This window comes from Bacillus sp. JNUCC-21, from assembly GCF_041222765.1.
Taxonomy (GTDB): Bacteria; Bacillota; Bacilli; order Bacillales; family Bacillaceae; genus Bacillus; species Bacillus velezensis.
Genome location: NZ_CP166019.1, coordinates 2,690,406 through 2,716,169, shown reverse-complemented (window position 1 = coordinate 2,716,169; position 25,764 = coordinate 2,690,406). Strand labels below are relative to the sequence as shown.

Below are 25,764 nucleotides of genomic sequence, written 5' to 3'. Positions count from 1 at the left end.
GAAAGAGAGGAAGTCATACGATCATGGTATTTGATGTTTGGAAAGCCCTGAAAAAAGGGGATGTCCGCTCCGTTTATTGCTTATACGGAAAAGAAACGTATCTGCTCCAAGAGACTGTCAGCCGGATCAGACAAGCTGTCGTTGATGAGGAGACAAAGGATTTTAACCTGTCTGTTTTTGATCTTGAAGAAGATCCGCTTGACCAGGCCGTAACCGATGCGGAAACGTTTCCGTTTATGGGAGAGAAGCGGCTGGTCATCGTAAAAAATCCGTCTTTTTTAACAGGGGAAAAAAAGAAAGAAAAAATAGAGCATAATACAGCCGCTCTGGAGACTTATCTGAAGGAGCCTGCGCCTTATACGGTCTTTGTGATTGTGGCTCCGTACGAGAAGCTGGACGAACGGAAAAAGCTGACGAAAGCGCTGAAGCAAAAAGCCCTTATGATTGAAGCTAAGGAGCTGAATGCAAAGGAGACGACTGATTTTACGATTAATCTGGCGAAATCCGAAAATAAAATGATCGATACAGAAGCTGCCGAGCATTTGGTTCTGCTTGCAAACGGCCATCTGTCTTCCATATATCAGGAAATACAAAAACTCTCCGCCTACACCGGTGACAGACATGAGATCACACTTGAAGATGTCCGGGAGCTCGTCGCAAGAAGTTTGGAGCAGAATATTTTTGAGCTGATCAACAAAATCGTGAATCGAAAACGGACGGAGAGTCTTCAAATATTTTATGATCTTTTAAAACAAAACGAAGAACCGATCAAAATTATGGCGCTGATCGCCAACCAATTCCGTCTGATTATGCAGACGAAGTATTTTGCGGGACAAGGATACGGCCAAAAGCAAATCGCTTCCAACTTAAAGGTGCACCCCTTCCGGGTAAAGCTGGCGATGGATCAGGCGAGGCTTTTTTCTGAAGAAGAGCTGCGGCGTATTATAGAAAGACTCGCAGTGATGGATTATGAAATGAAAACGGGGAAAAAGGACAAGCAGCTCTTGCTGGAGCTCTTTCTCCTTGAGCTTCTCCGGACTGAATGAAAAAAACGATCCCCGTTAAAGGGATCGTTTTTGTATTATGCAGAAAGTCCGTTCACTTGTTTCGCAAGTCTAGATTTGTATCGAGCTGCGGCATTTTTGTGTACAAGACCTGTTTTCACTGCTTTATCAATGCGTTTCGCTGCTTCAGAAAGAGCAGTTTTCGCTTTATCCGCTTCGTTGTTAGCAACAGAAGCTTCAACTTGTTTGATTGCAGTACGCATAGCAGATTTGATTGTCGCGTTATGAGCGCGGCGTTCGTTGTTTGTTTTTGTACGTTTAATCGCTGATTTAATGTTTGGCATGTGTTTCACCTCCTAAGATACAACCTGTAGCACAGTGTCTTAAGGTTAAATCTTCTTCACAATAGAACAAATTGTATTCTATCAAACAGAACTTTAGATTGCAATATAAATGTAAAGTATTTTTCGTTGATGGGTAAATTCGCATGATTCGTTTTGTAAATGGCCACACTATGTACCACGATGATTGAAGGAGGTCTTCCCTGTGAAAAACAACGAACTGGATGTCAATCAATTTCTGATACGGACGGATTTAGCGGTAGAAACGAAACAGGCGGTAAAAGACGGACAAGCCGGTCAGAAAAAAGAAATAAACGGGTTTATTGAAAAAGAACGCGACAAGGGCGGCATTAAAGTCAGAACCGTCGATATTACCAAAGAAGGCGCCGAGCTATCGGGGAAAAAGCAGGGACGCTATGTCACGATCGAGGCTCAAGGGGTTCGGGAACACGACTCTGACATGCAGGAAAAAGTAACGGAAGTGTTTGCCGAGGAATTTTCCGCCTATCTGTCGGCATTAAAGATTCCAAAGGATGCAAGCTGTTTGATCGTGGGTCTCGGCAACTGGAATGTGACGCCGGATGCGCTCGGCCCTCTCGTGACCGAAAACCTTCTTGTGACAAGGCATCTGTTCAGGCTTCAGCCGGAAAACGTGCAGGAAGGGTACAGGCCGGTCAGCGCGCTTGCTCCCGGTGTGATGGGATTAACGGGAATTGAAACGAGCGATATTATTCAAGGTGTGATCAAAGAATCAAAGCCGGATTTTGTGATCGCGGTAGACGCTCTTGCGGCCAGAGCCGTTGAAAGGGTGAACACGACCATCCAATTTTCTGATACGGGCATTCACCCGGGATCAGGCGTCGGCAATAAGAGAAAAGAATTAAGCAAGGAAACGCTCGGCATTCCCGTCATCGCAATCGGGGTACCGACTGTCGTTGATGCGGTTACGATCGCAAGCGATACGGTGGATTATATATTAAAACATTTCGGAAGAGAGATGAAAGATGACAGCCCGTCAAGATCTCTGGTGCCCGCCGGAATGAACTTCGGCAAAAAGAAGGTGCTGACAGACGAAGACCTTCCCGGAGAAAAAGAACGCCAATCCTTTCTCGGTATTGTCGGCACGCTGGACGAAAACGAAAAACGCCAGCTGATTCACGAAGTGCTTTCTCCGCTCGGCCATAATCTGATGGTCACGCCGAAGGAGATTGACACCTTTATTGATGATATGGCGAACGTGCTTGCAAACGGGTTAAACACCGCCCTTCATGAAAAAGTGTCACAAGATAACAAAGGTTCTTATAATCATTAAAATGGTTCTACCTCCTCTAGCTTGTTCATAGAGTAATTACTAGACAAGCGCTGGAGGGATTCAAATCATGAGAAAAAAACGCAGAAACCGTCAAATTGTCGTTGCAGTAAACGGTGGAAATGCGCTCAAGGGCATGTTTTTGTTTATGACAAGCCTTATCGTTATTTTCGTATTATCGGGTGTGCTCACATCGCTTCGCCCTGAACTGAGGCTTTCTTCGGATTCTCTTCACGGAATTGCCGGAGAACTTCCGGGTGACGCGTTTGCACACCTCCTCGGCATGGAAAATCATTATTTCGCCTCAGAGCTTCCTGAAAAAGACTCTTTTCAGCTGTCCCGGCTTTCCTTAAAACTGGCGACAAGCATTAATATGGAAGACCCGCGGAGTTTCTTGGGACGTGAGCTGCCGGGATTTGCCCAATACGATACGGAGATCCTTCTGGCGGGGCAGGGGACGGATTATACGAATATGCCGGCTGAATCTCCGCCGCCGTCAAAGGTGATGGAAAAAGAAAAAGAAGTGAACCTGGCAGAAATCGAAAACAAAACGAAAAAAGAAGAAACGGCGCCGCCGAAACATTCAACAGGCAGCAAAAAAGTCGTTTTTATTTACCACACTCATAATACCGAATCCTATCTTCCTCTGTTAAAGGGGGAAACAAATCCGGATAACGCCCGCCATTCGAAGGCCAATGTCACGCTTGTCGGAGATATGTTCGGAAAAGCGCTTGAAGCGCAAGGTGTAGGAGCGACCGTAGATAAAACCGACATTCAGGCCCGCCTGAACAAAGACGGCTTAAATTATGCGCGAAGCTACGACGAATCAAGGCCGGTCGTAAAAAGCGCGCTCGCCAAAAATAAAAACCTGCAATATACCATAGACATTCACCGGGATTCCCGCCGCAAGAAAAATACGACAGCCGACATCAAAGGAAAAAGCTATGCCAGAGTCGCCATCGTCGTCGGCAAAAAAAGCGCTAATTTTGAAGAAAACTATAAACTCGCAAGTGAACTTCATAAGCTCATGGAGAAAAAATACCCCGGCTTAAGCGTCGGTGTTTTATCAAAAGGCTCTCCGGGAGATAATGGAGTATACAACCAAGATTTAAACGACCGGTCGCTTCTGCTGGAATTCGGGGGCGTGGATAACAATCTTGAAGAACTGAGGCGCGCATCAGATGCCGTGGCCGATGTGTTCAGCGAACTGTACTGGGATGCAGAAAAGGTCAGCTCGCAATCAGGAGAGAAGAAAAAACAATAGAAATCAGGTGATTCGAATGATCCGTTTTACCGGCAAATGCCTGCTGATCGCCATTGTCATGTTTTTCGGCGTTTTGTTCGGCATGCAGCAGGCAAACAGCGGAATGCTTGATATGAAAGGATACAAAGATCCCTCCTTAAAAGGAGCATTCACGCTCGGCGGAGAAGGACAGGAAAAAGAAGCTTCCATTTTGGGGCAAACCGTTACGGCGAAAGATCTGGAAGAAAAACAAAAACAGCTGGAACAGGCGGAAACCTTCAACCTGTTTTCAAAAGCCGGAGAAACCCTTTCAAATACCGTGACGGACTCGGCGCAAGCGATGTATGAGTGGGTTTCGAAACTGAACCGTTAGCATTGATGAAGAGAAAAGCGGATGATTCCTTAAAGGAAGCTTTTCTCTTTCTTGTTTTAATTGAATGTTTACAATCCTATTGATATAATCTAAGCTAGTGTATTTTGCGTTTAATAGTAGGAGTGATAGATTGTGACAGATAAAGAAAAGCGTTTAGAGAGGCAGTCAAGAATCCGGAATTTCTCCATCATCGCCCACATAGACCACGGCAAATCGACCTTGGCGGATCGGATTTTAGAAAAAACATCGGCGATCACCCAGCGGGAAATGAAAGAACAATTGCTTGATTCAATGGACCTTGAACGCGAACGGGGAATTACCATCAAATTAAATTCCGTTCAGCTGAAATACAAAGCTAAAGACGGAGAAGAATATATATTTCATCTCATCGACACGCCCGGACACGTCGACTTTACATATGAAGTTTCGCGAAGCCTGGCTGCCTGTGAAGGCGCGATTCTCGTTGTTGATGCGGCTCAGGGAATAGAAGCGCAGACATTGGCGAACGTCTATCTGGCGCTTGATAATGATCTTGAGATTCTTCCTGTCATTAATAAAATCGATCTCCCGAGCGCAGAGCCAGAACGTGTGCGTCAAGAGGTTGAGGACGTTATCGGCCTTGACGCTTCAGACGCCGTCCTCGCTTCAGCGAAAGCGGGCATCGGCATCGAAGACATTTTAGAACAGATCGTAGAAAAAGTGCCGGCTCCCGCGGGAGATCCGGAAGCTCCGCTGAAAGCGCTCATCTTTGACTCGCTTTATGACGCGTACCGCGGAGTCGTCGCGTATATCAGAGTCGTAGAAGGAACAGTCAAACCGGGCCAGAAAATTAAAATGATGGCAACCGGAAAAGAGTTTGAAGTCATCGAAGTCGGCGTCTTCACGCCGAAAGCGCAGCCGGCTGACGAATTGACAGTCGGTGACGTAGGCTATTTGACAGCCGCAATCAAAAACGTCGGCGACACCCGTGTCGGTGATACGATCACGAGCGCGGTTAAGCCTGCGGCAGAAGCGCTTCCGGGCTACCGCAAACTCAATCCGATGGTATACTGCGGACTTTATCCGATTGACACAGCCAAATATAATGATTTGCGCGAGGCTCTGGAAAAACTTGAATTGAACGATTCATCTCTTCAATACGAGGCGGAGACGTCACAAGCCCTCGGCTTCGGTTTCCGTTGCGGATTTTTAGGTATGCTTCACATGGAAATCATTCAGGAGCGGATTGAACGGGAATTTAAAATTGACCTTATCACGACCGCGCCGAGCGTTATTTATGACGTTTATATGACGGACGGCGAAAAGATCATCGTGGATAACCCGTCAAACATGCCTGACCCGCAAAAAATAGAGCGGGTGGAAGAACCTTATGTCAAAGCGACGATGATGGTTCCGAACGATTACGTCGGAGCGGTTATGGAGCTTTGTCAGGGGAAACGGGGCAACTTTATCGATATGCAGTACTTAGACGCCAACCGGGTCAGCATTGTATATGACATGCCATTAGCGGAAATCGTCTATGAGTTTTTTGATCAGCTGAAATCAAGCACAAAAGGCTACGCGTCCTTTGATTACGAACTGATCGGCTACAAACCGTCTAAACTTGTCAAGATGGACATTATGCTGAACGGAGAAAAAATCGACGCCCTTTCATTTATCGTGCATCGCGATTACGCGTACGAACGCGGAAAAGTAATTGTGGAAAAACTGAAAGAGCTTATTCCGCGCCAGCACTTTGAAGTACCGATTCAAGCGGCGATCGGACAGAAAATCGTGGCCCGCTCAACCATTAAGGCCATGCGGAAAAACGTCCTTGCAAAATGTTACGGAGGAGACATCTCGCGGAAACGGAAGCTTCTTGAAAAACAAAAAGAAGGAAAACGCCGGATGAAGCAGGTCGGCTCAGTAGAAGTGCCGCAGGAAGCGTTTATGGCCGTTCTTAAAATGGATGACAGCCCGAAAAAATAACGGAAGCCGCCGCAGTCCCGCGCTGCGGCTTCTTTCTGTAAAGAAGAAGGTGTTTCATAATGAAATCAGCTTATATTCATATTCCGTTTTGTGAGCATATCTGCCACTATTGCGATTTCAATAAATATTTTATTCAGAGCCAGCCTGTCGATGAGTACTTAAACTCACTCGAAAAGGAAATGATAAATACAATAGAACGGACGGGACGCCCTGATCTCCGCACGATTTTTATCGGGGGAGGCACGCCGACATCGCTCTCACCCGTCCAGCTGGAAAAATTGATGGATTCCATTCACCGCGTGCTGAAGCCTTCTGACGGACTCATAGAATTTGCCGCGGAAGCGAATCCGGATGATTTGTCTCCGGAAAAATTAAAAATCCTGAAAAATGCCGGTGTCAACCGGCTGAGCTTCGGCGTTCAAACCTTTGAAGATGAGCTTTTACAAAAAATCGGCAGAGTGCATAAACAAAAGGACGTATTCACTTCCTTTGAACGTGCGAGGGCTCTCGGCTTCGACAACATCAGTCTCGATTTGATGTTCGGCCTGCCGGGTCAGACGCTGGCCGATCTTGACAATTCCGTCAAAACGGCTTTGTCTCTTGATGCGGAGCACTATTCCGTTTACTCGCTGATCGTAGAGCCGAAAACGGTGTTTTATAATTTAATGCAAAAAGGCCGCCTGCATCTCCCCGCGCAAGAACAAGAGGCCGAGATGTATGAAACAGTCATGAGGCAGATGAGTGAAGCGGGCATCCGTCAATACGAGATCAGTAACTTTGCAAAGCCCGGATACGAGTCGCAGCATAATCTGACGTATTGGAGCAATGAAGAGTATTTCGGTTTTGGCGCAGGCGCTCACGGATATATCAGCGGCACGCGCACCGTCAACGCTGGGCCTGTGAAACATTACATGCAGCTCATCGAAGAAAAGGGGCTGCCTTACCGTGACACGCACAAGGTGACACGTGAGGAGCAGATTGAAGAAGAAATGTTCCTCGGTCTCAGAAAAATGTCCGGCGTACAAAAGCAAGCTTTTCTCGATAAATTCGGACGCTCGGTCGACGAACTGTTTCCCGATGTTCTCAAAGATTTAACCGAAAAAGGCCTGATCTGTGACACGGAAGAATCGGTTGCATTAACGCATGAGGGCAAATTATTAGGAAATGAGGTTTTTGGCGCTTTTTTGGGTGAGTTATAATTGACATTTTTCTTTTGGTTTGTTACTTTTGATATAGAATTAGCACTCGCTGACCTTGAGTGCTAACAGGGGTGATGATGATGTTAACAAATCGTCAGCTGTTGATCCTGCAAGTGATTATTAATGATTTTATACAATCAGCGCAGCCTGTAGGATCAAGAACTCTTTCAAAAAAAGACGAGATTACATTCAGCTCTGCAACGATCAGAAACGAGATGGCTGACTTGGAGGAATTGGGCTTTATTGAAAAAACCCATTCATCCTCAGGACGGATTCCGTCGGAAAAAGGGTACAGGTATTATGTCGATCATTTGCTGTCACCCGTCAAGCTGACAAAAACCGATCTGGATTTAATTCACTCGATATTTAAAGAAAAAATCTTCGAGCTGGAAAAAACAGTCCAAAAATCAGCGCAAATCCTGTCCGATCTGACAAACTACACATCGATTGTCCTCGGGCCGACGCTGAGCGAGAACTATCTTAAACAGATTCAAATCGTTCCGATCCAGCCGGATAAGGCGGTTGCCATCCTCGTCACGAACACGGGGCATGTCGAAAACCGCACCATCAATTTCCCGGCTAAAGTGGATTTGGCCGATATTGAAAAACTGGTCAATATACTAAACGATCGATTAGCGGGCGTGCCGATGGACGAACTGAATGAGCGCATTTTCAAAGAGGTTGTCACATATTTAAGGCAGCATATCGCCAACTATGACAGCATACTTGAATCGCTCCGCTCCACATTCCATCCGGCGGCCCACGTTGAGAAATTGTTTTTCGGCGGAAAGATCAACATGCTGAATCAGCCGGAGTTCCATGATATTGAAAGGGTCCGCTCGCTCTTATCTTTAATTGAAAAAGAGCAGGATGTTCTGAAGCTGTTTCAGTCATCAAAAGCCGGGATTTCAATCAAAATCGGGAAAGAAAATGACTACGAAGAAATGGAAAACTGCAGTTTAATCACGGCCACCTATACAGTTGATACGAAACAGATCGGATCAATCGCCATTATCGGGCCGACGCGCATGAATTATTCAAGAGTCGTCAGCCTGCTGCAGCACGTGACTTCGGACTTGTCAAAAGCATTCACAAGTTTGTATGATGAATAAGGGAATTTTGGCAATCATTTTCAGTCATCTTTTTACAGCATTTGAGGGAGGTGAACACAATGTCAGAAGAAAAACAAACCGCAGAACAGGTTGAAGAAGCAGAACAAGAAGAAGTGACAGAACAGGCAGAACAAGCCGCTTCACAAGAGCAGCATGAAGAAACGGCAGGTCAGGAAGAAGCCCTTCAGCACCAAATTGATGAATTGCAGGGTTTGCTTGATGAAAAAGAAAACAAGCTTTTGCGTGTTCAAGCAGACTTTGAAAACTATAAACGACGCAGCCGCCTTGAAATGGAAGCTGCTCAGAAATACCGTTCTCAAAACGTCGTAACGGAAATCCTTCCGGCGCTCGACAACTTTGAACGGGCGCTACAGGTAGAAGCTGAAAGCGAGCAGACAAAAAGCTTGCTGCAAGGTATGGAAATGGTCCGCCGCCAGCTGATGGACGCACTTGAAAAAGAAGGCGTTGAAGCCATCGAAGCTGTCGGTCAGGAATTTGATCCGAACCTTCACCAAGCCGTCATGCAGGTGGAAGATGAAAACTTCGGCAGCAATATCGTTATCGAAGAACTGCAAAAAGGCTACAAACTGAAGGATCGCGTCATTCGTCCTTCAATGGTAAAAGTGAATCAATAACTACATAGCAGGAGGTAATTCAAAGTGAGTAAAGTAATCGGAATTGACTTGGGTACGACAAACTCATGTGTGGCAGTGCTTGAAGGCGGAGAGCCTACAGTTATCGCCAACGCTGAAGGAAACCGTACGACTCCGTCAGTCGTTGCATTTAAAAACGGCGAGCGCCAAGTAGGGGAAGTGGCAAAACGCCAATCCATCACAAACCCTAACACAATCATGTCTGTCAAACGCCATATGGGTACTGACTATAAAGTGGAAATCGAAGGAAAAGACTACACGCCTCAAGAAGTGTCAGCTATTATCCTTCAGCATCTGAAAGCATATGCTGAAAGCTACCTCGGCGAAACAGTTTCAAAAGCCGTTATCACGGTACCTGCATACTTCAACGATGCAGAGCGCCAAGCGACAAAAGATGCTGGTAAAATCGCCGGTCTTGAAGTAGAGCGTATTATCAACGAGCCGACTGCAGCAGCGCTTGCATACGGACTTGATAAAACGGACGAAGACCAAACAATTCTTGTTTACGACCTTGGCGGCGGTACGTTTGACGTATCTGTTCTTGAACTTGGCGACGGCGTGTTTGAAGTCCGTTCAACTGCCGGTGACAACCGTCTTGGCGGAGACGACTTTGACCAAGTCATCATCGATCATCTCGTAGCAGAATTCAAAAAAGAAAACGGCATTGATCTTTCAAAAGACAAAATGGCGCTTCAGCGTTTGAAAGATGCGGCTGAGAAAGCGAAAAAAGATCTTTCCGGCGTTTCATCCACACAAATTTCTTTACCATTTATCACAGCGGGAGAAGCAGGTCCTCTTCACCTTGAGCTGACACTGACCCGCGCTAAATTCGAAGAGCTTTCCGCTCACCTTGTTGAGCGCACAATGGCTCCTGTCCGTCAGGCTCTTCAAGATGCGGATCTTTCTGCGAGCGAAATCGACAAAGTTATCCTTGTCGGCGGATCAACACGTATTCCAGCCGTACAGGAAGCAATCAAAAAAGAAACGGGTAAAGAAGCGCATAAAGGCGTAAACCCTGATGAAGTTGTAGCGCTGGGTGCAGCGATTCAAGGCGGCGTCATCACGGGAGACGTAAAAGACGTTGTTCTTCTTGACGTTACACCGCTTTCTCTCGGTATTGAAACAATGGGCGGCGTGTTCACGAAACTGATCGATCGCAACACGACAATTCCGACGAGCAAGTCTCAAGTATTCTCAACTGCAGCTGACAATCAAACGGCTGTTGACATTCACGTGCTTCAAGGTGAGCGCCCGATGTCTGCCGACAACAAAACGCTCGGCCGCTTCCAGCTTACTGATATCCCGCCTGCACCGCGCGGCGTACCGCAAATCGAAGTTTCTTTCGATATTGACAAAAACGGTATCGTAAACGTAAGAGCGAAAGACTTAGGCACAGGAAAAGAACAAAACATTACAATCAAATCTTCTTCAGGTCTTTCTGATGATGAGATCGAACGCATGGTAAAAGAAGCGGAAGAAAACGCTGACGCTGATGCGAAGAGAAAAGAAGAAATCGAAGTCCGCAACGAAGCTGACCAGCTTGTGTTCCAAACGGAAAAAACATTAAAAGATCTGGAAGGCAAAGTGGACGAAGAGCAAGTGAAAAAAGCAAACGACGCGAAAGACGCGCTGAAAGCCGCTATCGAGAAAAACGAAATTGAAGACATCAAAGCGAAAAAAGATGAGCTTCAAACAATCGTTCAAGAGCTTTCTATGAAGCTTTACGAAGAAGCGGCGAAAGCGCAGCAGGCTGAAGGCGGGGCAAACGCTGAAGGCAAAAAAGCGGACGACAACGTTGTCGATGCGGAATACGAAGAAGTAAAAGACGACGAAACGAAAAAATAAGTTCTTTCCCGCACAGACTATAGGCGGAAGAACACACAGCATATTCTGATTCAACAGACAGAAAGTCAAAGTCAGGCATCTCTTGGCTTTGACTTTTTTTCTTGCCCGGGATAAAAGGAATTGAAAAAACATAATTCAAAATGATACAATCTAATTTATGTGAGAAATTCGGGAGAGTGAAGCGAGATGAGTAAGCGTGATTACTATGAAGTGCTTGGGGTAAGTAAGAGCGCTTCAAAGGATGAAATCAAAAAAGCCTATCGGAAGCTTTCAAAAAAATATCATCCTGATATCAATAAAGAATCCGGAGCAGATGAAAAATTCAAAGAGGTAAAAGAAGCGTACGAAGCGCTCTCAGACGACCAAAAACGCGCTCAATATGACCAATTCGGCCATACAGACCCTAACCAGGGATTCGGCGGCGGTTTCGGAGGCGGCGGAGACTTCGGCGGCTTCGGTTTCGATGACATCTTCTCAAGCATCTTCGGAGGCGGCACGAGACGCCGTGACCCGAATGCGCCGCGGCAAGGCGCGGATCTGCAGTATACAATGACCCTGTCATTTGAAGACGCGGCTTTCGGGAAAGAAACGATCATTGAAATTCCGCGCGAAGAGAATTGCGAAACATGTAAAGGGTCTGGCGCGAAGCCGGGAACAAAGCCGGATACGTGCTCGCACTGCGGAGGTTCAGGCCAGCTGAACGTCGAACAGAACACGCCGTTTGGCAAAGTGGTTAACCGCAGAGTCTGCCACCACTGTGAAGGAACAGGAAAAATCATCAAAAACAAGTGTTCTGACTGCGGCGGCACGGGCAAAGTGAAAAAACGGAAAAAAATCAATGTCACGATTCCTGCCGGTGTGGATGACGGACAGCAGCTGCGCGTTCCGGGCCAAGGTGAACCGGGCGTAAACGGAGGGCCGGCGGGAGATCTGTTTGTCGTATTCCATGTGCGCGCCCACGAGTTCTTTGAGCGCGACGGAGACGATATTTATTGCGAAATGCCGTTAACGTTTGCCCAAGCGGCACTCGGAGACGAAGTGGAAGTGCCGACGCTTCACGGAAAAGTGAAATTGAAAATACCTGCCGGCACACAAACAGGCACGAAATTCAGATTAAGAGGCAAAGGCGTTCAGAACGTCCGGGGCTACGGACAAGGCGACCAGCACATTGTCGTCCGCGTCGTCACACCGACGAATCTGACAGACAAACAAAAAGACATCATCCGCGAGTTCGCTGAAGTCAGCGGAAATCTGCCGGATGAACAAGAAATGAGTTTCTTTGACAAAGTAAAACGCGCATTTAAAGGCGAGTAATGATTGGATAGGAGTTGGTAGTTTTGAAATGGTCCGAAATCAGCATTCACACAACACATGAAGCGGTCGAACCCATCTCAAATATTTTGCATGAAGCTGGTGCGAGCGGGGTTGTCATCGAAGATCCGCTTGATTTAATGAAAGAGCGTGAGAATGTTTACGGGGAAATCTACCAGCTCGACCCCAATGATTACCCCGATGAGGGTGTCATTGTCAAAGCGTATCTGCCGATCAACAGTTTCCTCGGCGAAACGGTGGACGGCATAAAAGAGACGATTAATAATCTGCTTTTGTACGACATTGATTTGGGCAGAAACACAATCACCATTTCTGAAGTTAATGAAGAAGAATGGGCGACAGCTTGGAAAAAGTATTATCATCCTGTGAAAATTTCTGAAAAGTTCACGATTGTTCCCACTTGGGAAACGTACACACCTGTTCATACAGATGAACTGATTATCGAAATGGATCCGGGTATGGCATTCGGTACGGGAACGCATCCGACAACGGTTCTGTGCATTCAGGCGCTTGAGCGTATCGTTCAAAAAGGCGACCGTATCATTGATGTCGGCACCGGTTCAGGAATTTTAAGCATCGCGGCCGCCATGCTTGAGGCCGAATCGGTTCATGCGTATGACCTTGATCCGGTCGCTGTTGAAAGCGCGCGTCTGAATGTGAAATTGAACAAAGTGAGTGATACGGCCGAAGTGAAGCAGAACAATTTGTTAGACGGCATCACGGGCGAACATGATGTCATTGTCGCAAATATTTTGGCGGAAGTGATTCTCCGCTTTACATCACAGGCGTACGACCTGCTCAAAGACGGAGGCCATTTTATTACTTCAGGCATTATCGGCCAGAAAAAACAGGAAGTAAAAGAAGCGTTGGAAAAAGCCGGCTTTACCATCATAGAAATTCTGTCTATGGAAGATTGGGTCAGCATCATCGCGAAAAAATAACAGTTAGTAGGTGTCACAGCGTATGCAACGATATTTTATCGAGCTCACGAAGCAGGAGATGGACGAAACTCCTGATTTTCAAATCACGGGGGAAGACGTCCACCATATAGCGAACGTCATGAGAATGAGTGCGGGAGACCGGATTATCTGCTGTTCGAAAGACGGCCATGAAGCGTTATGCCTGCTTAAAGAGGTTTCTAAAGATCATATATCATGCAGCATTGCTGAGTGGACGGGTGAAAACCGTGAACTGCCTTTGAAGATCAGGATCGCCAGCGGCCTCCCGAAAGGTGATAAGCTTGAATGGATTATCCAAAAAGGGACCGAGCTGGGGGCAAGTATGTTCATCCCTTTTCAAGGCGCCAGATCCGTCGTTAAGCTAGACGACAAAAAGGCAAAGAAAAAGCGGGAGAGATGGGCGAAAATCGCGAAGGAAGCGGCGGAGCAATCGTACCGCAATGAAATTCCCGAAGTGAAAACCGTTCATACGTTCCGGCAGCTGCTTGAAATGGCGGAGAATGTCGATAAATGTGTCGTTGCATACGAGGAGTCATCAAAGCAGGGAGAAACGGGCGCTTTCGCTGCGGAGCTCAAAAGCCTTCCGCAAGGTTCGTCTCTTTTAATCGTATTCGGCCCTGAAGGCGGTCTAACTGAGTCTGAAGTTCATCAGCTTTCAGAAAAAGGCGCCGTCTTATGCGGCCTCGGACCGAGAATTTTACGGACTGAAACTGCGCCTCTTTACGCGTTAAGCGCAGTTTCCTATCATACAGAGTTATTAAGAGGTGATCAGTAATGGCAACTGTTGCTTTTCATACCCTTGGCTGCAAGGTCAACCATTATGAAACAGAAGCAATCTGGCAGCTGTTTAAAGATGCGGGTTATGAACGAAAAGAATTCGAACAGACAGCAGATGTATATGTCATTAATACATGTACGGTAACAAACACGGGAGATAAAAAAAGCCGTCAAGTCATCAGACGGGCGATCCGCCAAAATCCTGACGGCGTCATCTGCGTAACAGGGTGCTATGCGCAAACCTCTCCGGCGGAAATTATGGCCATCCCGGGTGTTGACATCGTCGTCGGCACGCAGGATCGTGAAAAAATGCTCGGTTACATTGAGCAGTACAGGGAAGAGCGCCAGCCGATCAACGGCGTCGGCAATATTATGAAAGCACGCGTGTTTGAAGAGCTGGATGTTCCCGCTTTTACTGACCGCACAAGAGCGTCGTTAAAAATCCAAGAGGGCTGCAACAACTTCTGTACGTTCTGCATTATCCCTTGGGCGCGCGGCCTGCTTCGTTCGCGCGATCCGGAAGAAGTCATTAAACAGGCGCAGCAGCTGGTGGATGCCGGCTATAAAGAAATCGTCCTGACGGGGATTCATACGGGCGGCTACGGCGAAGATATGAAAGATTATAATTTCGCCAAGCTTCTCCGCGAGCTTGATACACGTGTAGAAGGACTGAAGCGGATCAGAATTTCATCTATTGAAGCAAGCCAAATCACTGATGAAGTGATTGAAGTGCTGGATGCGTCTGATAAAATCGTCCGTCACCTTCATATCCCGATTCAGTCAGGATCAAACACCGTTCTGAAACGGATGAGACGCAAATATACGATGGAATTTTTCGCGGACCGTTTAAATAAGCTGAAAGAAGCGCTGCCGGGTCTTGCCGTCACATCTGATGTCATCGTCGGTTTCCCGGGAGAAACGGAAGAAGAATTTATGGAAACATACCGGTTCATTAAAGAACATAAGTTTTCAGAGCTTCACGTATTCCCTTACAGCAAACGCACCGGAACACCTGCGGCCAGAATGGAAGACCAGGTTGACGAGAACGTGAAAAACGAACGGGTGCATAAGCTGATCGCGCTGTCTGACCAGCTTGCAAAAGAATACGCCTCCGATTATGAAGGAGAGGTTCTGGAAATCATTCCGGAAGAGGCGTTTAAAGAGTCTGATGAGGAGGGCATGTTCGTCGGCTATACGGACAATTACATGAAAGTCGTCTTCAAAGGCACGGAAGATGTAATCGGCAAACTTGTCAAAGTCAAAATTCAAAAAGCGGGCTATCCGTATAACGAAGGACAATTCGTCCGCGTCGTTGAGGATGAAATGACCCGAAACATGCGCATGTCTTCATAACTGATAAAAAAACCGGTGCCTTCCCGCATCGGTTTTTTTACGGTTTCGGAGGAATCAGCCTGTCAATCAGCCGGTAAAACAAATGTGTGAACGGCAGAAACAATAAGGCGGTGACTACGTTAAATAACAGGCTGAAATGCGCAATCATCTGCGCGGGATCATCAGACAGGCGCTCCGTAAAACCTGCTGATGCGGACAGGAAGGGAAATACGAGCAGCACGCCGAGAATATTAAACACAACGTGAGCACCGGCGGTCTGTCTGGCGGCATAACCGCCTGAAACAGCAGCCATGACGGCCGTGACGCATGTCCCGATATTAGATCCCAGAACGACGCTGACCGCTTGTTCAATGCCGATCACCCCTTCGTTCATAAAACTCATCAAAATGCCGATACAGACGGAGCTTGAATGAATGATTGCCGTCAATATCATACCGATAAAAAGAGCGGACCAGCTCGAATCATTCACATGTCGCAAAACCTCCGCCCCCGCCTTCATTTCTGTCAGCGGAACGGCGAGCCGGCTGAAGCATGTGATGCAAAAAAAGATGATGCCGAGACCGAGGAAGCTTATGCCGATCTGCCTGAACGGATATTTACGGAGGAGGATAAACACAAGGCCTCCGATAAAAAGCACCCAAATGAGCACATCCATCTTTATGGCTAAAAACTCCGTCGTAAACGTGGAGCCGACATTCGTGCCGAGAATCATCGGAATGGTCCGTTTAAAAGATAAAGCGCCTGCGCTGACAAAGCCGATGACAATGACCATGAAGGCTGAGCTGCTCTGAAGAAAACCAGTGAATACGATGCTTATGAGAAAAGCTTTCAAAGGGTGGTCGGTAAATAAGAGCAGGCTCTTCTCAATTTTTGAATACGTTAAGGCGATCAGCCCCTGCCTGAGCAGGCTCATTCCGAGTAAAAAAATCAGGATAAGTGCGGTAAAGAGAATCAGTATCATCAAATGAAACACCCCTTTCCATCATTATATAGACAAGCAGCTTTATTCATGACGGAAAAGTGAGCTCGCTTAGTTGACCTGACTGATGGCTTATATTATAATGTCAAAGTACATGTTTATATATGTATCTTTTTAAAGGTAGTCGATTGGTGTATTCGGAGGGAGGGAAAGAGAATGTCAAAAACGGTCGTTAGAAAAAACGAATCGCTTGAAGATGCTCTTCGTCGCTTCAAACGCAGTGTATCAAAGACAGGTACTTTGCAAGAAGCAAGAAAGCGCGAATTTTATGAAAAACCTAGCGTAAAGCGCAAGAAAAAGTCAGAAGCTGCTAGAAAACGCAAATTCTAAAAGAGGGTGGATTTATGAGTCTTCTTGAGCGACTTAACCAAGATATGAAGCTGTATATGAAAAGCCGTGAGAAAGACAAACTGACTGTCGTTCGAATGGTGAAAGCTTCACTTCAAAACGAAGCAATTAAGCTTAAGAAAGACAGTTTGACCGAGGATGAGGAACTTACTGTCCTATCTCGTGAACTTAAGCAACGTAAAGACTCCCTCCATGAATTTTCAAACGCTAATCGTTTAGATTTAGTAGATAAAGTTCAAAAAGAGCTGGACATTTTAGAAGTTTATTTACCGAAGCAGCTTTCTGAAGAAGAGCTGCAGACAATCGTAAATGAAACCATCGCTGAAGTCGGTGCGAGCTCCAAAGCGGACATGGGCAAAGTGATGAGTGCTATTATGCCTAAAGTAAAAGGTAAAGCTGACGGCAGCGTAATTAACAGACTTGTCAGCAGTCAATTATCTTAATTGACAAGAAAAAAGACATCTTTCCTTGAGAGATGTCTTTTTTTATACATAAAAAAATGAAACTAAAGTACATTTGTTACGTATATAAAGAAGAACGAAACGGGAAGGAGGGTATATTTGCCTTGTTCCGAAAAAAAACCGGAATTGCTGTTGCTCTATTGGGCTTATTTGTATTATCTTTATTAGGGGTTCAATTGAACGCGAAAGCTGATCATCCATCGGTTTATGTCATCCCGGTTGAGAAAAATGTCGAACAGGGGCTCGCCTCGTTTTTATCGCGTTCTTTCAAAGAAGCGAAGGAGTCCGGCGCGTCACACATTATTCTTGACATCAACACACCGGGAGGCGCCGTTCAATCAGCCTTGGATATTGCTGATATCATCGGCCGCGCGGATGTGCCTGTTACCGCTTACGTTAATAAACGGGCGCTTTCTGCCGGAGCGTATATAGCGCTTCAGGCAGATGAAATCTATATGGCGCCGGGCGGAAAAATGGGTGCCGCAGCCATCATCGACGGAAAGGGAAACGCGGCAGACAAAAAGGCCCAATCACTGTGGCATGCAGAAATGGAGGACGCAGCGGTTAAAAACAACCGAAATCCGAAATACGCCCTGGCCATGGCAGATCCCGCCATTAATGCAAAGGAAGCGGGCGCCCCAAAGGGAAAACTGCTGACACTGATCGCTGAAAAAGCCAAGGAAGTCGGATATTCGGAGGGCACGGTTTCAGACCTTGATGCTTTATATACAAAGCTCGGTTTTGACAAAGCGGATGTTCACCATGCAAAAGAAGGTTTCGTCGGCAAACTGGGCAGATGGCTGACAAATCCGTTTGTTGTCCCCGTCTTATTAACGCTTGCTTTGCTTGGTTTGACCATTGAATTGTTCTCGCCGGGCCTCGGGATACCGGGTGCCGTCGGACTGACGGCCATGCTGCTGTTTTTCACCGGGCATATCGCTGCCGGATTCGCCGGCTATGACAGCGTATTCTTATTTTGCGCGGGCTTGGTTTTTATCCTTTTAGAGATATTTCTGCCCGGAGGCATAATCGGTCTTATCGGTATTGCAGGCGTCATCGCGAGCCTCTTTCTCGCTGCGGGCAGCTTTACCGTAATGGCGGTTTCTCTCTTGATCGCCATTGCTGTGTCTATTACAGCCTTTATCATATTAACAAGGGTGTTGGGGAAACGAATGAAATTCTTTAAAAAATTAATATTAACTGATTCAACAAGCACGGAGAGCGGTTATGTTTCAAATCAGAACCGGACGGAGCTGTTGGGAAAAGTCGGCGTTACCGCTACAGCCCTCAGACCGTCAGGCACCGTCATTATTGATGATGAACGTCTGGATGTCGTCTCGGAAGGATCATTCACTGAAAAAGACAGACAGGTGAAAGTAGTGAAAGCGGAAGGCTCACGCATTGTCGTGAGAGAAATATAGATGATAACCTTGAGGAGGAATTAGATGGAACTGTCAAGTTTGGCGATTTTAGCATTAGTTGCTGCTGCCATTATTGTGTTAGCCATATTCTTCACCTTTGTACCGGTGATGCTATGGATTTCGGCGCTTGCGGCAGGAGTCAGAATCAGCATTTTCACTTTGGTCGGGATGAGGCTGCGGCGCGTCATACCAAGCCGCGTTGTCAATCCGTTAATTAAAGCGCACAAAGCCGGCCTGTCCGCAACAACAAATCAGCTCGAAAGCCATTATCTGGCCGGAGGTAATGTCGACAGGGTGGTCAATGCCCTGATTGCGGCACAGCGCGCCAATATTGAACTGTCATTTGAACGCTGCGCAGCCATTGACCTGGCCGGGCGTGACGTATTGGAAGCCGTACAGATGAGCGTTAATCCGAAGGTCATTGAAACACCGTTTATCGCGGGTGTCGCCATGGACGGAATTGAAGTAAAAGCAAAAGCCAGAATCACAGTAAGAGCCAATATTGAGCGCCTTGTCGGAGGAGCGGGAGAAGAGACGGTTGTCGCCCGTGTCGGAGAAGGGATTGTCTCGACAATCGGTTCTTCACACAATCATAAAAAAGTGCTTGAAAACCCTGATATGATTTCACAGACCGTACTTGGCAAAGGGCTGGATTCAGGCACCGCATTTGAAATTCTTTCGATTGACATCGCCGACGTTGATATCGGCAAAAACATTGGAGCGATTCTTCAGACGGATCAGGCAGAAGCAGACAAAAACATTGCGCAGGCCAAAGCCGAAGAGCGCCGCGCCATGGCGGTCGCCCAAGAGCAGGAAATGCGCGCTCGCGTAGAAGAAATGCGTGCAAAAGTCGTGGAAGCAGAAGCCGAAGTGCCGCTTGCGATGGCAGAAGCGTTGCGTGAAGGAAACATCGGCGTCATGGACTATATGAACATAAAAAATATCGACGCGGATACGGACATGAGGGATTCTATCGGCAAGCTGACGAATGACCAGCAAGATGAAGACCAACAATAACCTCTCTATTAAGGAGGGAGCCGCTATATGCACGAGATTCTGACAAATCCGCTCGTCATTGCCGCCGTCATCGGCATTATATCGGCAATATTCGGCAAGAAAAACAAAGATGAAAAACGTCCGCCGGGTACACGTCCCGGAAATCAGGCAAAAAAGCAGGATCAAAAACAGCCGCAGAAAGAGCATAAGCCGGAAGCGGAAGAATTGCCTGCCGTTTCAGAAGAGAACCCTTTTGAGCAAAAAAGAAGGGAAGCTGAAAAGCGCCTAGCGAAGACGGAGCAGATGTTTAACGGGCTCGAACATAAGCTGACATCCGCACGCGCACGAAACGCGTCTCTGAAGAAATCAGCCCTCAAAATAAATAAAGAAACTGCGGTCCAAGGCATTATATTCAGTGAGGTTTTGGGTCCGCCCCGTGCAAAAAAACCGCACCGGACCATGCGGAACATCGGTAAAAAATAAAGTGTTAGAACCCCTTTTCAAATCATACATATGAGATGAAAGGGGGTTCTTTTTTTATGGGGCAAAGAAAGAATCGTGTAAAGGCATGGCTGACAAGAGCATTGGAAATTCCCCCGGACGTTATGATGGATCTGCCTCGTATTACGATGGTCGGCAGACTTCATATCTACATAGAGAATCACAGAGGCCTCCTGCTGTTCAGTGAAGAAGAAGTCAGGCTGATGCTCAAGCAGGGGCAGTGTATCATATCAGGAAAAAACTTGGTCATTAAGGCAATCCTTCCTGAGGAAATCCTTTTGGAAGGCACGATAGATCACGTACGATATGTCGATTCATAAAGCCGGGGGGAAATAATGTGAAAAACAAATGGCTGTCATTTTTTTCGGGTAAAGTCCAAATGGAAGTCAAAGGAAAAGGGATTGAACGGCTGCTGAATGAATGCACGAGAAACGGAATCGCCATCTTTGCGGTGAAAAAAAAGCAAGACTGTGTTCTGCTGATGATTCAGCTTCAAGATGTACATGCTTTCAGAAGAGTCATCAGAAAACATGAATGCAAAGCAAGCTTTACAAAAAGAAAGGGTCTTCCCTTTCTGCTTCTCAAATCAAAATTAAATCTGGGCTTCACTGCGGGATTTGTGATATTTTTTGTTATATTGTTTCTTTTGTCCAACATGATTTGGGAAATTGATATTAAAGGGGCCAAGCCCGAAACCGAGCATCAGATGGTAAAGCACCTTGAAGAAATCGGTGTGAAAAAAGGCCGTTTGCAATTTTTAATGATGACGCCGGAGAAAATTCAAAAATCATTAACAAACGGCATCGATAATATTACGTGGGTCGGTGTGGAATTGAACGGGACAGCCCTTCATATGAAAGTGGTCGAAAAAAACGAACCGACAAAAGAAAAGTACGTAAGCCCCCGCCATATCGTTGCCAAAAAGAAGGCGGTCATCAAAAGGATGTTCGTGCAAAAGGGGCAGCCGATGGCTTTTGTGAACGATCATGTTGACAAAGGACAGCTCCTCGTCTCAGGACTGATCGGAAATGAAGACCGGAAAGTCGCCTCAAAAGCGGAAATTTACGGAGAAACATGGTACAAGTCAGAAGTAACCGTGCCCCTTGAAACATCATTTACGCTATATACGGGTAAAGTAAGGACGAAGCACAAGCTGTCTTTCGGATCATGGGGGGTGCCTTTTTGGGGCTTCGGGTTTAATGAGGAGCCGCTGAAACATCCGAAAACAGAGGAAGAAAAGCATCCGTTTCAATTTCTGGGGATGAAGCTTCCGGTTTCTTACGTTTCAGAACAGACAAGAGAAAGTGAAACATCCGTGCGGACTTATACGAAAGGCGAAGCGGTTCAGGCCGGTATCAAAATGGGAAGACAAGATGTAGAAAAGCGATTAAACGGCAGCGGAGAGGTGGAAAGTGAAAAAGTTTTGCACCAATCCGTTGAGAATGGTAAAGTAAAGTTGATTATTCTCTACCAAGTTATAGAAGATATCGTTCAAACCACACCTATTGTTCAGGGAGACTAAAGAATGGCAGAACATTTACTTGCGATTAATCACAAACTGAAAAGCCCGGACGAAGCACTTTCTTTGTTCGGCAGCCAAGATGCCTTTTTACATTTAATGGAGAAGGATCTGGGCATTAGCCTCATCACACGCGGTGAAACCATTTACGTTTCCGGGAATGATGAAACATTTGAGATCGCTGACAGATTATTGGGCTCGCTCCTTACTTTAATTCGCAAGGGGATCGAGATTTCGGAACGTGATGTGCTGTATGCCGTGAAAATGGCAAAAAAAGATGAACTGGACTATTTTGAAAGCATGTATGAAGAGGAAATAACGAAAACGGCAAAAGGCAAACCGATCCGTGTCAAAACCATCGGCCAAAGAGAATATGTGGCGGCGATGAAGAAAAACGACATGGTGTTCGGCATCGGGCCGGCGGGAACCGGCAAAACTTATTTGGCGGTCGTAAAAGCAGTGCACGCTTTAAAAAACGGCCACATTAAAAAAATTATTTTAACAAGACCCGCTGTGGAAGCCGGCGAGAGCCTCGGTTTTCTGCCCGGAGATTTAAAGGAAAAAGTAGATCCTTATCTGCGCCCGCTGTATGATGCGCTCCATGATGTGCTCGGAAGCGACCATACGGAGCGTCTTATGGAAAGAGGGGTTATCGAAATCGCCCCGCTTGCCTATATGAGAGGGCGGACGCTTGACGACGCGTATGTGATTCTTGATGAAGCCCAGAATACCACTCCCGCTCAAATGAAAATGTTTTTGACGAGATTGGGTTTTGGCTCTAAAATGATCATTACGGGCGACGTAAGCCAAATTGACCTGCCGAAAGGCGTCACATCGGGACTTGCAGTAGCGAAGGACATGCTGAAGGACGTAAACGGCATCTCCGTGATTGAACTTGACCAGACAGATGTGGTCAGGCATCCGCTTGTTGCAAAAATTATTGAAGCTTATGATAAGCAAAAGTAATGCAAAAATGACCCGATCTCCCGTTATCGGGTCATTTTTATATGATGTGTTCCTGATGTTTCAGGGAGGAGGTTCTTGTTTTGAAAAAGAAGGGAAAGGGCAAAAGCGCCCGGGAACGGTTCCGCAGTTTCAGACATGCCCGCTCAGCCCATGTGCTGCTGTACCTGCTGCTTTCAGCGATCATGTTTGGTTTGCTCTTTATTCATGTAAAACCTGAATCACTTAATTTGGATTTGTTTGCAGTCAGTGATAAAACGATTTACGCGCCCGCCACAGTGGAAGATCAGCAGGCGACGGAATCGAAAAAACAGGCAGCCGAAGATGCGGTGGAAGATCAATACACTCTGAAAAAAGGCTATACCGACAATCGGCTTGACCTGATCACTTCCATTTTTGACAGCATCGGCGAAGTGAAAAAAGATGCGGAAAAAGACAAAAAGTCACCTTCGGAAAAATCACTGGTAAAATCGGTGAAAAACAAGCTGACACAGGATGTCAATGAATCCGTCTCGGAAGATGCCATTAAATCGCTTCTCCATGCAAACAATGAAGATTTCTCATTTGTGAGGGATTCCGTCATTACCGCGGTGAATACGGTGATGAGCAGTGAAATTCCTTCTGAAAAGCTTGCTGAAGCGAAGGATAAGGTCGCAAAAGAGCTGAAAAGTGCTTCTGTGCCGTCAAAATATTTAGCGGCTGCGACTGAAATCGGAAAATACGCGGTCATCCCGAATTACGTTTTTGATCCGAAAGCGACCGATGAAAAACGCCAGGAAGCGTCAGACAGCGTCCAGCCGGTACAGATCAAACAGGGACAGGTTCTCGTGGAAGAGAATGATCTGATTGACCGGGAAGTATACAGGAAGCTTGAACTGACGGGTCTTTTGAATAATTCCAACCTGTTAAAACCGATCAGCGGTCTTCTTCTGATGATCGGCCTGTTTATTGCCACGCTTGTCTACTATTTTGAGAAACAGCAGCAGGAGCTTAAGCTGAAAAATAAATCTCTTTTGCTGTTTTCTATCATTACAACGCTTATTCTCGTCATTATGGAAGTCGTCAGTCTCTTTCAGAAGATTGAATACACCAATATCGGCTATCTTGTGCCGATCGCCGCCGGTGCGATTTTAATCAGGCTGCTGCTCAATGAAAGGCTCGCCATTTTAGGAAGCATCATTCTGGCGATCTGCGGCAGTATGATGTTTAATCAGGGTGTGACGGGAACATTTAATTACGTCATCGGCATTTACTATTTAATCAGCAGCATTTCAGGCATTCTGTTTTTGGGAAAACATAATGCGAGGTCAAAAATATTGCAGACGGGACTGTTCGTCTCATTTATTAATATGATTATCGTGCTGTCGCTTTTATTAATACAAAATACGGCGCTGTCACCGGTTGAAATCGGAACGCTTATGCTGATGGGGGTCGTCTCGGGACTTGCTTCATCCGTTTTGATTATCGGTCTGATGCCGTTTTTTGAGACGGGATTCGGCATTCTTTCAACAATGAGGCTGATTGAACTGTCTAATCCGAATCATCCCCTGCTTCGAAAGATTTTAACGGAAACACCCGGTACATATCATCACAGCGTCATGGTGGCAAATCTGTCGGAAGCGGCTTGTGAAGCCGTAGGGGCAAACGGTCTTTTAGCACGGGTCGGAGCGTATTATCACGATCTCGGCAAAACGAAACGTCCGCAATATTTTATTGAAAATCAGATGAATATGGATAATCCGCATGACAAGCTGTCTCCGCAGCTCAGCAAAAATATCATTATCGCACATACGACAGACGGTGCGAATATGCTCAGAAGCTATAAGTTTCCGAAAGAGCTTGTGGATATCGCGGAGCAGCATCACGGAACGTCCCTTTTAAAATTCTTTTATTATAAAGCGAAAGAAAAGGGCGACCAGATTACAGAGAAAGAGTTCCGCTACCCGGGGCCGAAGCCGCAATCGAAAGAAGCGGCTATTATCTCAGTGGCCGACAGCGTTGAAGCCGCCGTCCGTTCCATGCATAATCCCAATCCCGAGCGGATCGAAAAACTGGTGCGGGGAATTATATCCGATAAGCTTCAGGACGGACAATTCTCAGAATGTGATCTCACGTTCCGAGAACTGGATACGATCGCAAAAACACTATGTGCGACTTTAAAAGGAATTTTCCACTCCCGGATTGAATATCCGGAGGCTACGAAGAAGGTGAAATAAATGAGTTTACTCATAGATATTGTTGATGAAACGAACAGCGTCTCAGCTGATGCGCTCCAAGAAGTGGAGAAGCTGCTCCAATTCGCGGCGGAAAAAGAAGGCGTTCAGGACCAGGCTGAAGTATCGGTCACGATTGTGACAAATGAGGAAATCAGAGAAATCAACAGAGACTACCGGGGAAAAGACACTCCGACTGACGTCATTTCGTTTGCGCTTGAAGAAGAAGGCGAAGACGAGGTTGAAATCGTAGGCGCCGACATGCCGCCTGTTTTAGGAGATATTATCATCAGCGCAGACAGAACGAAAGAGCAGGCGGAAGAGTACGGCCATTCGTTTATGAGAGAGCTCGGTTTTCTGGCCGTGCACGGCTTTTTGCATTTGCTTGGCTATGATCACATGACAAAAGAAGAAGAGGAAGAAATGTTTTCAAAGCAAAAGGATTTGCTGGATGAGTATGGACTCACGAGATCATAAAAACGAGTGGAGCAGGTTCCTGAAGAGCTTTGTCCATGCATGGAGGGGAATCTGGAAAACGGCGCGGTCAGAGCGGAATTTTCAATTTCATATTACCGCGGCCTGCGCCGTTATCGTTTGCGGTTTTCTCACCGGGCTGAGCACAGCCGAATGGGCCGTTGTTTTGGTGCTGATCGGAGGGATGCTTGCTTTGGAGCTTTTAAATACGGCGATAGAGCATGTTGTGGATTTAGTTACCGATCAGTATCACCCGCTCGCAAAAGCGGCAAAGGACGCGGCCGCCGGAGCCGTTTGCGTCTTTGCCGTGATATCGTGTATCATTGGTTTACTCATCTTCTTGCCGAAGATATGTTAGCAGAAATTTCTTACAATTATTTTACATTGCCAAAAATGGGCGTGAAAAACCAATCATAATTAT

24 protein-coding genes and 2 pseudogenes are annotated in these 25,764 nt (G+C 46.5%); 24 read left to right on the top strand and 2 right to left on the bottom strand.

The annotated features are described in order from the left end of the window. The first annotated feature begins 23 nt into the window (after positions 1-23). Positions 24-1,065, top strand: a pseudogene (holA, locus tag JNUCC21_RS13545) (DNA polymerase III subunit delta). A gap of 16 nt (positions 1,066-1,081) precedes the next feature. On the opposite strand, the gene rpsT reads toward holA, so the two are convergent. Then, on the bottom strand, positions 1,082-1,348 hold the full coding sequence (rpsT, locus tag JNUCC21_RS13540; protein ID WP_003152876.1) for a 30S ribosomal protein S20: 267 nt from the start codon (positions 1,346-1,348) through the stop codon (positions 1,082-1,084). A 202-nt stretch (positions 1,349-1,550) separates the two neighbouring features. Between rpsT and gpr the strand changes: the two genes are divergently transcribed. The 12 genes from gpr (at position 1,551) to mtaB (ending at position 15,468) form a co-directional block, all read left to right on the top strand. Next, positions 1,551-2,657 (top strand): GPR endopeptidase, encoded by a 1,107-nt coding sequence (gene gpr / locus JNUCC21_RS13535; protein ID WP_007408268.1) that lies wholly within the window; start codon positions 1,551-1,553, stop codon positions 2,655-2,657. Positions 2,658-2,724: 67 nt separating this feature from the next. Beyond that, on the top strand, positions 2,725-3,918 hold the full coding sequence (gene spoIIP / locus JNUCC21_RS13530; protein ID WP_007612673.1) for a stage II sporulation protein P: 1,194 nt from the start codon (positions 2,725-2,727) through the stop codon (positions 3,916-3,918). A 16-nt stretch (positions 3,919-3,934) separates the two neighbouring features. Continuing rightward, positions 3,935-4,270 carry a YqxA family protein gene (locus tag JNUCC21_RS13525; RefSeq protein ID WP_015240242.1) on the top strand — a complete coding sequence of 112 codons (336 nt, stop codon included), beginning with the start codon at positions 3,935-3,937 and terminating at the stop codon, positions 4,268-4,270. 132 nt (positions 4,271-4,402) lie between these two features. Beyond that, positions 4,403-6,238, top strand: coding sequence for a translation elongation factor 4 (gene lepA, locus JNUCC21_RS13520; protein WP_025285014.1), 1,836 nt, complete (start codon positions 4,403-4,405; stop codon positions 6,236-6,238). Between the two features lie 59 nt (positions 6,239-6,297). Further along, positions 6,298-7,437 (top strand): radical SAM family heme chaperone HemW, encoded by a 1,140-nt coding sequence (gene hemW, locus JNUCC21_RS13515; RefSeq protein ID WP_151296354.1) that lies wholly within the window; start codon positions 6,298-6,300, stop codon positions 7,435-7,437. A gap of 80 nt (positions 7,438-7,517) precedes the next feature. After that, the gene (gene hrcA / locus JNUCC21_RS13510) at positions 7,518-8,549 is read left to right on the top strand and encodes a heat-inducible transcriptional repressor HrcA (protein WP_003152889.1); all 1,032 of its coding nucleotides are present in this window, start codon (positions 7,518-7,520) and stop codon (positions 8,547-8,549) included. A gap of 59 nt (positions 8,550-8,608) precedes the next feature. Further along, a complete protein-coding gene (gene grpE, locus JNUCC21_RS13505; protein ID WP_015240240.1) occupies positions 8,609-9,184 on the top strand; it encodes a nucleotide exchange factor GrpE in 576 nt (191 codons plus the stop codon). A 24-nt stretch (positions 9,185-9,208) separates the two neighbouring features. Further along, positions 9,209-11,047, top strand: a complete 1,839-nt coding sequence (dnaK, locus tag JNUCC21_RS13500; RefSeq protein ID WP_007408273.1) for a molecular chaperone DnaK — start codon at positions 9,209-9,211, stop codon at positions 11,045-11,047. A gap of 186 nt (positions 11,048-11,233) precedes the next feature. After that, positions 11,234-12,361, top strand: coding sequence for a molecular chaperone DnaJ (dnaJ, locus tag JNUCC21_RS13495; RefSeq protein WP_003152895.1), 1,128 nt, complete (start codon positions 11,234-11,236; stop codon positions 12,359-12,361). A gap of 23 nt (positions 12,362-12,384) precedes the next feature. Beyond that, positions 12,385-13,320 carry a 50S ribosomal protein L11 methyltransferase gene (gene prmA / locus JNUCC21_RS13490; RefSeq protein WP_015240238.1) on the top strand — a complete coding sequence of 312 codons (936 nt, stop codon included), beginning with the start codon at positions 12,385-12,387 and terminating at the stop codon, positions 13,318-13,320. 22 nt (positions 13,321-13,342) lie between these two features. Further along, on the top strand, positions 13,343-14,113 hold the full coding sequence (locus JNUCC21_RS13485) for a 16S rRNA (uracil(1498)-N(3))-methyltransferase (RefSeq protein WP_007408275.1): 771 nt from the start codon (positions 13,343-13,345) through the stop codon (positions 14,111-14,113). Then, complete coding sequence (gene mtaB, locus JNUCC21_RS13480) at positions 14,113-15,468, top strand: tRNA (N(6)-L-threonylcarbamoyladenosine(37)-C(2))-methylthiotransferase MtaB (protein WP_007408276.1); 1,356 nt, start codon at positions 14,113-14,115, stop codon at positions 15,466-15,468. Before JNUCC21_RS13485 ends, mtaB begins: the two co-directional genes overlap by 1 nt. A 37-nt stretch (positions 15,469-15,505) precedes the next feature. Here mtaB and JNUCC21_RS13475 read toward each other — a convergent pair whose 3' ends face one another. Then, on the bottom strand, positions 15,506-16,432 hold the full coding sequence (locus tag JNUCC21_RS13475) for a Na/Pi symporter (protein ID WP_015240237.1): 927 nt from the start codon (positions 16,430-16,432) through the stop codon (positions 15,506-15,508). Between the two features lie 171 nt (positions 16,433-16,603). Here JNUCC21_RS13475 and rpsU point away from each other — a divergent pair, with 171 nt between their 5' ends. The 11 genes and pseudogenes from rpsU to JNUCC21_RS13420 all read left to right on the top strand — a co-directional run bounded on the left by rpsU (position 16,604) and on the right by JNUCC21_RS13420 (position 25,701). Further along, positions 16,604-16,777, top strand: a complete 174-nt coding sequence (rpsU, locus tag JNUCC21_RS13470; RefSeq protein WP_003152957.1) for a 30S ribosomal protein S21 — start codon at positions 16,604-16,606, stop codon at positions 16,775-16,777. Positions 16,778-16,791: 14 nt separating this feature from the next. Next, on the top strand, positions 16,792-17,238 hold the full coding sequence (locus tag JNUCC21_RS13465; RefSeq protein ID WP_007408278.1) for a GatB/YqeY domain-containing protein: 447 nt from the start codon (positions 16,792-16,794) through the stop codon (positions 17,236-17,238). Between the two features lie 122 nt (positions 17,239-17,360). Then, positions 17,361-18,677, top strand: a complete 1,317-nt coding sequence (locus JNUCC21_RS13460) for a nodulation protein NfeD (protein ID WP_015240236.1) — start codon at positions 17,361-17,363, stop codon at positions 18,675-18,677. A 24-nt stretch (positions 18,678-18,701) separates the two neighbouring features. After that, positions 18,702-19,694: a flotillin-like protein FloA gene (gene floA, locus JNUCC21_RS13455; protein WP_007408280.1), complete on the top strand. Its 993-nt coding sequence runs from the start codon at positions 18,702-18,704 to the stop codon at positions 19,692-19,694. Between the two features lie 27 nt (positions 19,695-19,721). Then, the gene (locus JNUCC21_RS13450) at positions 19,722-20,156 is read left to right on the top strand and encodes a hypothetical protein (protein WP_015240235.1); all 435 of its coding nucleotides are present in this window, start codon (positions 19,722-19,724) and stop codon (positions 20,154-20,156) included. Positions 20,157-20,212: 56 nt separating this feature from the next. Next, complete coding sequence (yqfC, locus tag JNUCC21_RS13445; protein WP_003152966.1) at positions 20,213-20,494, top strand: sporulation protein YqfC; 282 nt, start codon at positions 20,213-20,215, stop codon at positions 20,492-20,494. Between the two features lie 17 nt (positions 20,495-20,511). Then, positions 20,512-21,736, top strand: a pseudogene (gene yqfD / locus JNUCC21_RS13440) (sporulation protein YqfD). Continuing rightward, a complete protein-coding gene (locus tag JNUCC21_RS13435; protein ID WP_007408283.1) occupies positions 21,700-22,659 on the top strand; it encodes a PhoH family protein in 960 nt (319 codons plus the stop codon). The pseudogene yqfD and the gene JNUCC21_RS13435 overlap by 37 nt, the downstream one beginning before the upstream one ends. A gap of 80 nt (positions 22,660-22,739) precedes the next feature. Further along, entirely contained in the window at positions 22,740-24,872 is a 2,133-nt protein-coding gene (locus JNUCC21_RS13430) for an HD family phosphohydrolase (protein ID WP_007408284.1), read from the top strand. Further along, complete coding sequence (gene ybeY / locus JNUCC21_RS13425) at positions 24,873-25,346, top strand: rRNA maturation RNase YbeY (protein ID WP_012118016.1); 474 nt, start codon at positions 24,873-24,875, stop codon at positions 25,344-25,346. Continuing rightward, positions 25,327-25,701 carry a diacylglycerol kinase family protein gene (locus tag JNUCC21_RS13420; RefSeq protein WP_003152974.1) on the top strand — a complete coding sequence of 125 codons (375 nt, stop codon included), beginning with the start codon at positions 25,327-25,329 and terminating at the stop codon, positions 25,699-25,701. The genes ybeY and JNUCC21_RS13420 overlap by 20 nt, the downstream gene beginning before the upstream one ends. Positions 25,702-25,764 lie beyond the last annotated feature (63 nt).